This window comes from Candidatus Thiodiazotropha sp. AKAK3 (genome assembly GCF_058244645.1).
Genome location: NZ_JBSYOQ010000043.1, coordinates 1 through 9,176, shown reverse-complemented (window position 1 = coordinate 9,176; position 9,176 = coordinate 1). Strand labels below are relative to the sequence as shown.

The 9,176-nt window shown below is 49.6% G+C and carries 5 protein-coding genes; 2 read left to right on the top strand and 3 right to left on the bottom strand.

Translation table 11 applies throughout. The features are described from left to right. Window positions 1-115: 115 nt before the first annotated feature. Both guaA and guaB read right to left on the bottom strand, forming a co-directional pair. Window positions 116-1,693, bottom strand: a complete 1,578-nt coding sequence (gene guaA / locus AC4IE7_RS08370) for a glutamine-hydrolyzing GMP synthase (protein WP_490776369.1) — start codon at window positions 1,691-1,693, stop codon at window positions 116-118. Window positions 1,694-1,773: 80 nt separating this feature from the next. Continuing rightward, on the bottom strand, window positions 1,774-3,237 hold the full coding sequence (gene guaB / locus AC4IE7_RS08365) for an IMP dehydrogenase (protein WP_490776368.1): 1,464 nt from the start codon (window positions 3,235-3,237) through the stop codon (window positions 1,774-1,776). 208 nt (window positions 3,238-3,445) lie between these two features. Here guaB and AC4IE7_RS08360 point away from each other — a divergent pair, with 208 nt between their 5' ends. Both AC4IE7_RS08360 and xseA read left to right on the top strand, forming a co-directional pair. Next, window positions 3,446-6,991, top strand: a complete 3,546-nt coding sequence (locus AC4IE7_RS08360; RefSeq protein WP_490776367.1) for an EAL domain-containing protein — start codon at window positions 3,446-3,448, stop codon at window positions 6,989-6,991. Next, entirely contained in the window at window positions 6,988-8,349 is a 1,362-nt protein-coding gene (gene xseA / locus AC4IE7_RS08355) for an exodeoxyribonuclease VII large subunit (protein WP_490776366.1), read from the top strand. The genes AC4IE7_RS08360 and xseA overlap by 4 nt, the downstream gene beginning before the upstream one ends. Before the next feature lie 33 nt (window positions 8,350-8,382). On the opposite strand, the gene AC4IE7_RS08350 is transcribed toward xseA, so the two are convergent. Next, window positions 8,383-8,784, bottom strand: a complete 402-nt coding sequence (locus AC4IE7_RS08350; protein ID WP_490776365.1) for a helix-hairpin-helix domain-containing protein — start codon at window positions 8,782-8,784, stop codon at window positions 8,383-8,385. Window positions 8,785-9,176: the final 392 nt, after the last annotated feature.

The window sequence follows — 9,176 nt, the reverse complement described above, 5'->3', positions numbered from 1 at the left end:
TGCTTTCTGCCTTACAGCACTCGGAAATACCATGAAAAATACCATTGATGATGCAGGATATATTATCAATAGGGTTGTTTTTTATTCTTATTATTCAATATATTATGAATTCGTATCACTCCCACTCAATAGTAGCTGGCGGCTTACTGGAAATATCATAGGCCACCCTTGAGATACCCGATACTTCATTGATTATGCGTCTTGAAACCTCTTCAAGAAAATCAAATGGCAGGTGGGCAAATTTTGCGGTCATGAAGTCGACTGTTTTTACAGCCCTTAAAGTGACCACATATTCATAGCGTCGGGCATCACCAACAACACCGACTGACTTGATTGGCAGGAACACAGTAAATGCCTGACTCACTTCATCGTAGAGCTTGTTTTTGATCAGCTCTTCAATGTAGATGTGGTCAGCCTGACGTAGTAAGTCTGCGTACTCTTTTTTGACCTCACCAAGAATTCGCACACCCAGACCTGGCCCCGGGAAGGGATGGCGATAGATCATTTCATAGGGAAGCCCCAACTCAACACCTATCTTACGCACCTCATCTTTGAACAACTCTCGCAGAGGCTCGACCAATTCCAGCTTCATATACTCTGGCAGCCCACCAACATTGTGGTGAGACTTGATGACATGGGCTTTGCCCGATTTCGCGCCGGCAGATTCGATGACATCCGGGTAGATGGTTCCCTGAGCGAGAAAGGAGACATCCTCAAGCTTGCCCGCCTCTTCTTCGAAGATATCGATAAACAGGTTACCGATGATCTTGCGTTTCTGTTCAGGGTCTGTCACACCGCGCAAGGCTTTCAGAAAACGATCTTCCGCATCGACCCGAACCACCTTGACACCCATGTGCTCAGCGAAGGTCGCCATTACCTGATCGCCTTCATGCAGGCGCAGTAATCCATTATCGACAAACACACAGGTCAACTGATCACCAATTGCTCGATGTAACAGTGCTGCCACCACAGAGGAGTCAACGCCACCTGAGAGTCCTAGTACCACTTGCTTCTCACCAACCTGCTCACGCACGTTGTGAATTGTCTCCTCAATGATCTGACCTGGAGTCCAGAGCACTTCACATCCGCAGATCTCAAACAGAAATCGCTCAACAATTCGCTTTCCCTGACGAGTATGGGTTACCTCTGGATGAAACTGTAATCCGTAGTAGGCGCGTGACTCATCAGCAATGCCTGCCACTGGTGCATTTTCGGTCTCACAGATCACCTGAAAACCTTCCGGTAGGGATTCAACCCGATCACCATGGCTCATCCAGACATCCAGCAGGCCATAGCCCTCCGGACTGGTATGATCCTCGATATCCTTCAACAGACGGGAATGCCCTCTGGCTCGCACTTGCGCATAGCCATATTCGTGTTTATCCGATGAGGCCACTCCACCACCGAGCTGAGCAGCCATGGTCTGCATGCCGTAGCAGATCCCCAGAACCGGCACACCCATTTCGAATACTTCCTGAGGCGCGGTAGGCGCCTCATCTGCGGTCACGGTTTCAGGGCCACCTGAGAGTATGATACCTGCAGGCTTGGTTCCCTCCAGTCCTTCACCGGCATTGTCATAGGGGAAAATCTCACAGTAGACCCCAGCCTCACGGATGCGGCGGGCTATCAACTGTGTATATTGGGAGCCGAAGTCGAGAATCAGAATTCGGTGGGCATGGATATCAGTTGTCATTGCTTTTTACTTCCGCAAAACGCTTACAGGAGCTACCGGATCGACCGGCAGAGCTCCTGTAAGATATCGGTAGGGACTCATCAATCGCGCCGATAGTTCGGTGCTTCTTTGGTGATCGTTACATCATGCACATGGGATTCAGTGACCCCGGCATTGGTAATCCTTACAAACTCTGGCTTGGTGCGCATCTCGTCTATACTGGCACATCCGGTATAGCCCATGCTGGAACGGATGCCACCAATAATCTGGTAGATAATACTCATCACAGACCCCTTATATGGGACACGACCTTCGATGCCTTCTGGCACCAATTTTTCCTTCTCATTGCTCTCTTGGAAATATCGATCGCTAGAGCCATCTTTACCCGACATTGCTCCCAGGGAACCCATACCACGATAGGATTTGTAGGAGCGCCCCTGATAGATCTCAACTTCACCTGGTGCTTCATCTGTACCGGCAAACATGCCTCCGATCATTACCGAGTAACCACCAGCAGCCAGAACTTTGGCAATATCGCCAGAGTAACGTAGTCCGCCATCAGCAATCAGAGGTATGCCACTCCCTTCCAAAGCCTTGGCCACGTTGCTCACTGCTGTGACCTGAGGCACACCCACACCGGCAACAACACGTGTCGTACAGATAGATCCTGGGCCTATACCCACTTTTACGGCGTCAGCACCTGCCTTGACCAGATCCAGTGCGGCCGCACCGGTAGCGATGTTTCCACCGATAACCTGAACGCCAGGATAGTTCTTCTTCACCCACGCCACTCGGTCAAGTACACCTTGGGAGTGACCATGGGCTGTATCAACAACAACCACATCGACTCCGGCATTGACCAGCCCATCCACACGCTCTTCGGTGCCTACGCCGACACCGACAGCAGCACCAACTCTCAAACGCTCATGCTCATCCCTGCATGCATTGGGGTTATCTTTGGCCTTCTGGATATCTTTGGCGGTGATCATGCCTTGCAGTTCAAAATTGTCATCCACCACCAGCACCTTTTCGATGCGGTGCTTGTGTAGCAGGCTCATCACCTCATCACGGCTCGCGCCTTCTTTGACCGTCACCAGCTTCTCTTTGCGGGTCATGATATTCCGCACCGGGTCATCCATTTTGCGCTCAAAGCGCAGATCCCGACCGGTGACTATGCCCACAAGCTCTTTGCCATCCACCACCGGCACCCCGGATATGTTTCTGGAGCGGGTGAGCTCAACCACCTCACCAATACTGACGTAGGGTCCGACGGTAATTGGATCCCGGATCACCCCACTCTCATATTTTTTGACCTTCTCCACTTCCCGGGCCTGGCTTGCAGCATCCATATTCTTGTGGATGATGCCGATTCCTCCTTCCAGTGCCAGAGCAATGGCAAATCGTGATTCGGTAACCGTGTCCATTGCGGCCGAAACCAGAGGGATATTAAGATCGATGTCCCGGGTCAATTTCGTCCGTAAATCAACATCTTTGGGCAGTACCTGGGAGTGGGCGGGCACCAGGAGAACATCGTCAAATGTGAGGGCTTCCTCGATTACACGCATAGCATTTTTTCCGGCTGGAGGGATAAAGTAGCCGGGCATTATAGAAGTTGCGGTCTAGCCGGTAAACCGGCAGCTTTAAATCAACCACGATTCAATAAGAAATTAGCGCCTGAATCTGGCTCAAAATACCCCTCCTACCTCCAAATTGGTCAGAAACATCTGCAAATGCACCGATCTGGCGCTATGCTAGTCGTTAGGGACTTAGACAATGAAGTCAGGAAGTGCAGATATGCACAATTTTCAGGTTCGTAGCAGAACTTTTTTTCTCCTTATCGCCTTCATCCTGCTGATTTTTTGCGGCATTGCGCATGCAACCACTACAACGACCTTAAGGGTGGGCGTCTTTAAATCCCCCCCCTCGGTTGACACCGACTCAAAGGGGCAGCCCAGAGGATTGTTTATCGATATCCTCGAGAGCGTCGCCTATCAGGAGGGGTGGAAACTCCGCTATATACCCGGCACGTGGAGTGATCAGCTATATCGATTATCAACAGGAAAAATAGACCTGTTGCCTGCCATCGCCTTCAATCAGGCCCGTAACAAGCGATTTCTCTTCTCAGACGAGACCATTATCGCCAACTGGGGGCAAATGTACGTCCTTGAAGGCTCGGAGATACAATCCATTCCTGATCTGAATGGTAAAAAGATCGCTGTCCTGTCCAAGGATATCTTCCTCACCTCTGAACATGGCCTGCTGGAAATATGCGAGTCCTTCAAGATAGATTGCCGAATAGAGACCTATGACTCCTACGATATGGTGATGAGGGCAGTCGCCAGCGGACGTGCTGACGCCGGCTTGATCAATCGCCTGTTTGGCGCAAGTACTGGCCATTTCCACCGTCCAGTAGCCAGCCCTATCCTCTTAATGCCCCTCGATATCCGATACGCCATATCACGGAAGAACCCTCTGGCCGAAAATATAAAGCAGCGTCTTGACTACCATTTGGCCATCCAGAAAGCAGATGAACTATCTGTCTACCACCAGCGTATGAATAATCTGTTCGAGCCATTGAAAACCGAGAGACAACCTGCACCTCTGCTGTATCAGTTAATCTTTGCTGTAGGGGCTCTGCTGATCACCCTGTTATCAATCGCTCAGATCCTCAGATGGCGGGTCAAAGTAAAGACCCGACAACTGGCCGCCACTGAGGCCCGCTACCACAACTACTTCGATGGGGTAGCCACTGCACTGTGTGAAGGTGATAGCTCCAAAGCCCTGGCAAGATTAGATGAACTGCTTGATTCTGGAGTCGAAGATCTCAGATCCCACCTCGAAGAGCATCCTGATCTACTGAAAGAGACTCTGTTTTTAATCCGGGTTGTCAACGCCAATCCTGCAACCCTGAAACTATTCTGCGTTAAAAATTTAAAACAGCTGCAGCAGTGGTTACCCAAAAGCATCACCCCGGAGGTATTTACTGCATTCAAAGAGTTCTTAATCGCATCCAGTGAAAGAGAAGCCCTTTTCTCCTGCGAAGTGCCTTTACTGACTTCAAAGGGTCATTTGATTCAGGTGATGATCTCATTCCCCCTCTCGGATTCACTCAAAGAGATAGAGCATATCCCGGTCACTCTGGTGGATGTCTCCCATTTGCGGGAAACAGAAAAACAACTCTCCCTTGTGGTTAAAGGTGCTGCTCTGGGCTTCTGGGATTGGAACCTGCTGACCGATGAACTTACCGTGAATCAAAAATGGATGGAGACGCTTGGCCTGGAGCCTTCAGATATGCTGCACAATATCGATGATTGGCAGGAGCGAGTTCATCCAGAGGACAGAGATCGTGTCATACCAATATTTAAACGATCTTTCAACGAAGGCAAAACATACAGTGTAGAGTTCCGCATGCGACATGCCAGTGGCCATTGGGTATGGATCGAGGGTTCAGGCGGTGCGGTTGAGTTCGATCCACTGACTCACCGACCAATCCGGGCCTGTGGTACCCATCAAGACATCTCAGAGCGCAAACGGGCCGCGGAGACCCTGAATACCTTAATGGAGAGTATGGTCGGCATCACTGGAGAGGATTTCTTCGAACATGTCGCCAGAGAGCTGTGCCGCTGGTTTGGCGCAGATGGTGCGAATGTCGGGGAGTTGGCAGGAAGAACACAAATCAAATCCATTGCCACAATTATTGACAATAAAGTAGTTGACGATTTCAACTATCAGATCAGTGGCACCCCTTGTGACAAGGTAGTGAAACAGGGCGCCTCTCTCTATCCACAGGGCATCCAGGATCTCTTTCCAAAAGATAAAGACCTTGTGCTTCTCAACATGCAAGGCTATGCAGGCTCTCCGATCCGTGACCGCAAAGGTGTAGTAATCGGTATTATCTGGGTTGTCTCACGAAAACCCCTATTCATGCCGCCAGACTGGGTTGATGTCATGGATATCATTGCTGCCCGGATCAGTGCAGAGATCGAACGGAAAAGAGCAATGGAACGCCTCGCCTACCAGGCCACCTATGATGTCCTCACAGACTTGCCAAACCGCCGCTTGCTGATCGACCGACTCAGTCAAGCTCAGTCCAGGTGTCGCCGTCACAATCACTCCGGTGCAGTTTTATTTATGGACCTCGACCACTTCAAGACGATCAATGACTCTCTGGGTCACAAAGTCGGTGACCTGCTGCTAAAGCAGGTTGCTGAACGCCTTAGCAGTGAAATCAGAGATGAAGACACCGCCTCAAGGCTCGGTGGTGATGAGTTCATTGTTCTGTTCGCTGAACTGGACAGCAACCCCCAGGTAGCTGCACAGCAAGCCAGAAAAGGGGCGCAAAAAATACAGATAACTCTTTCGATGCCCTATCTCATTAATGACAATGAACTACATATCACACCTAGTATCGGCATTGTCATCTTCCCATTAGACAGCGAAAGCGGTGACGATATACTCAAATATGCAGACACAGCCATGTACAGAGCCAAGGCGGAAGGCAGAAACACAATCCGATTCTTCTTGCCTGGCATGCAGAATGCGGCTGAACAACAGCTTAGGTTGCAGAACGACTTACGCAACGCCCTGACCAACCACGAACTGACACTCTACTATCAACCCCAGGTCGATCTCGAAGGGAATACTGTCAGCACGGAAGTTCTACTTCGCTGGTTTCATCCAAAACATGGTGAGGTGGAGCCAAGAACCTTTATCGATGTTGCTGAAGAGTCAGGACAGATTCTACAGATCAGTGAATGGGTTCTCAGAGAGGCGCTTAAGAAAAGCAAGCAGTGGAACGAAAATAATCACAACCCGATACGCCTCTCCATAAATGTCAGTTCAGTTCATTTTCACCAGGCCAATTTCGCCGATCAGGTGCAGACAATTCTCGAGGAGAGTGGCGTCAATCCCAGCCACCTCACCCTGGAAATTCATGAAGGCACCCTGGTTGAAAACTTTGAAGAGGCAGCTGACAAGGTACTTCAGCTAAAGAAGTTAGGGGTGTGTTTCTCCATCGACCGATTTGGTATCGGCTATGCCTCTCTCGCCTATATCCGACGATTACCAGTGGATCAACTCAAGATAGATCGGACCTTCATACGCGATATTTCAATTGATCCCAAAGATGCTCAGCTGGTTCAAACCATTATCAACATGGCTCAGAATATGGAGATCGAAGTGGTTGCAATTGGTGTCGAAAATGCCAGTCAATTGAAATTTCTGCGTGACAAAGGCTGCAAGATATTCCAAGGTTACTACTTCAGCCATCCACTCCCTGTGGATGAATTCGAAACCTACCTGAGCAAAGAAACCGCTTGAGCCAGCAAACAACAACGCCAAATTCAACCAAAGATATCTTTTCTGTTTCGCGTCTCGTGCGGGAGACCCGTGCTGTGCTGGAGGGTAGTTTTCCTCTGCTCTGGGTGAGTGGTGAAATCTCCAATTTAGCGCAACCGGCATCGGGTCACATCTATTTCACCCTCAAGGATGAAGCGGCCCAGGTACGCTGTGCCATGTTTCGCATGAAGCGTCAGCGAATACGCTTCCAACCGGAAAACGGCCAGCAAGTTTTGATTCGAGCCAAGGTAAGCCTGTATGAAGCACGGGGTGAATTTCAGCTGATTGCCGAGCACATGGAACCGGCGGGGGAAGGCGCTTTACGTCTTGCCTTTGAGCAGCTGAAGCAGAAACTTGCCGCCGAGGGTCTGTTCGACACAGAACGCAAAAGGGCATTGCCAATGCCCCCAAAACAGCTGGGACTGATCACCTCGCCCACTGGCGCTGCTGTACGTGATCTACTGACCGTTCTCAAACGACGCTTTCCCGCCCTGCCAGTGATTATCTATCCTGTCCAGGTACAGGGTGAAGAGTCAGCCAGACAGATCATTCAAATGATAGCCCTGGCAAGCAAACGCGAGGAGTGTGACTTACTGATTTTAAGCCGGGGTGGCGGCTCTTTGGAAGACCTGCAATCCTTCAATGACGAAGGCGTGGCAAGGGCAATCAGAAACTCGAAGATACCCGTGGTAACCGGCATAGGCCACGAGATCGATTTTACCATCGCAGACTTCGTTGCAGATAGGCGAGCCCCTACCCCATCTGCAGCTGCAGAGCTTGTTACACCGGATCAACAGGAGTGGACACAGAGACTGCAAACAATTGCAAAACGTCTGCATCATTATCAGTTACGACGACTTCAACAACTGAGTGAACGGTGTCTGGCGTTGGGTAAACGACTCAATACCCAACATCCAAAACAGAGACTTCAACAACGTCAGCAACGACTGGATGAGCTGGCTGACCGATTGACCAGAGTTTTTCAATTCAACCTACTACAGCGCAACCAACGTCTGGATCGGCTCCACACTCGCCTCTCCAGGCAGACACCGGAACAACGACTGGAAAGGTTAAACCAACAAAACAGAAACCTTACAGAACGACTTCATCGCGCCTTCAAGGAGCGGATGAATCTATACCAGACAAAACTAATTCAAATAGGCAGGGATCTTCACAACCTGAGCCCCCTGAATACCTTGGGAAGAGGTTATGCCATCGTAAGTCGTGCTTCTGATGGCGCTATCATTAGCGACTCTTCAGAGGTCAACATTGGGGATGAACTCCAAGCCAGGCTGCAACAGGGAAAACTCGTCTGCCAGGTTTTAGACAAGGAAGATTGAGCACTCCGTTGAATCAACAAACGACAGGGCTGCTTATTTTGCTACCAGTTCTTTTGCCTGCGCCACCCAGTCTTCCCGCTCAATACGCCCTTTAAAACTGAGTTGATCGGAGAAGCGGTCGATATCGGCCTGATTCCAGTCGGCAATCTGCTTAAAGCTGTTGATACCAATCCCATGTAACTTTTTTTCTAGTACTGCCCCGATACCTTTTATCTTTTTCAGATCATCAGATAACTCAACTGATTCGATATCATCACTCTCTACCTTTTCATCCCCTCCGGCAGACAGCAGGCGTTGTAACTCAGCAACCTGCTTCTCAAGGAGTTCCACCCGACCCGTGAGATGTTGATGCTTATGCATTTTCACAAATTTCTTGCTTAATTTGCGCTTTGCCCCGCTATCGCTTTTTTTCGTCTTTTTACCCTTTTTCGGCATAACCAACCTCCCCTGATATACGTTAAGTTCATCCGCCATTTCAAGCCGGCTTGACTACTGAGTATGGTAGAAAACTAATGTTTTTTATAGGTTTATTGTTTTTTACCTTCAAACTACGCCTGTGAAAACCTAACCAGGGCTATTTATTTGCTTAATCGGTTATCAATTTTTAAGCCATGGCAATATTGCAGCTCCCTGTGCCTTTGGTGGGGCATGGCCCCACCCTACGCAACTAATCAGGGCTGCTTATTTGCTTAATCGGTTATCAATTTTTGAGCCATGGCAATATTGCAGCTCCCTGTGCTTTTTGGTGGGGCAGGGCCCCACCCTACGCAACTAACCAGGGCTGCTTATTTGCTTAATCGGTTATCAACTTTTGAGCCATTGCAATA

Excerpts from the sequence above, each read along its gene's own strand:
- guaA (WP_490776369.1), bottom strand. The coding sequence starts at position 1,693 with ATGACAACTGATATCCATGCCCACCGAATTCTGATTCTCGACTTCGGC.
- guaB (WP_490776368.1), bottom strand. The coding sequence starts at position 3,237 with ATGCGTGTAATCGAGGAAGCCCTCACATTTGACGATGTTCTCCTGGTG.
- AC4IE7_RS08360 (WP_490776367.1), top strand. The coding sequence starts at position 3,446 with ATGAAGTCAGGAAGTGCAGATATGCACAATTTTCAGGTTCGTAGCAGA.
- AC4IE7_RS08350 (WP_490776365.1), bottom strand. The coding sequence starts at position 8,784 with ATGCCGAAAAAGGGTAAAAAGACGAAAAAAAGCGATAGCGGGGCAAAG.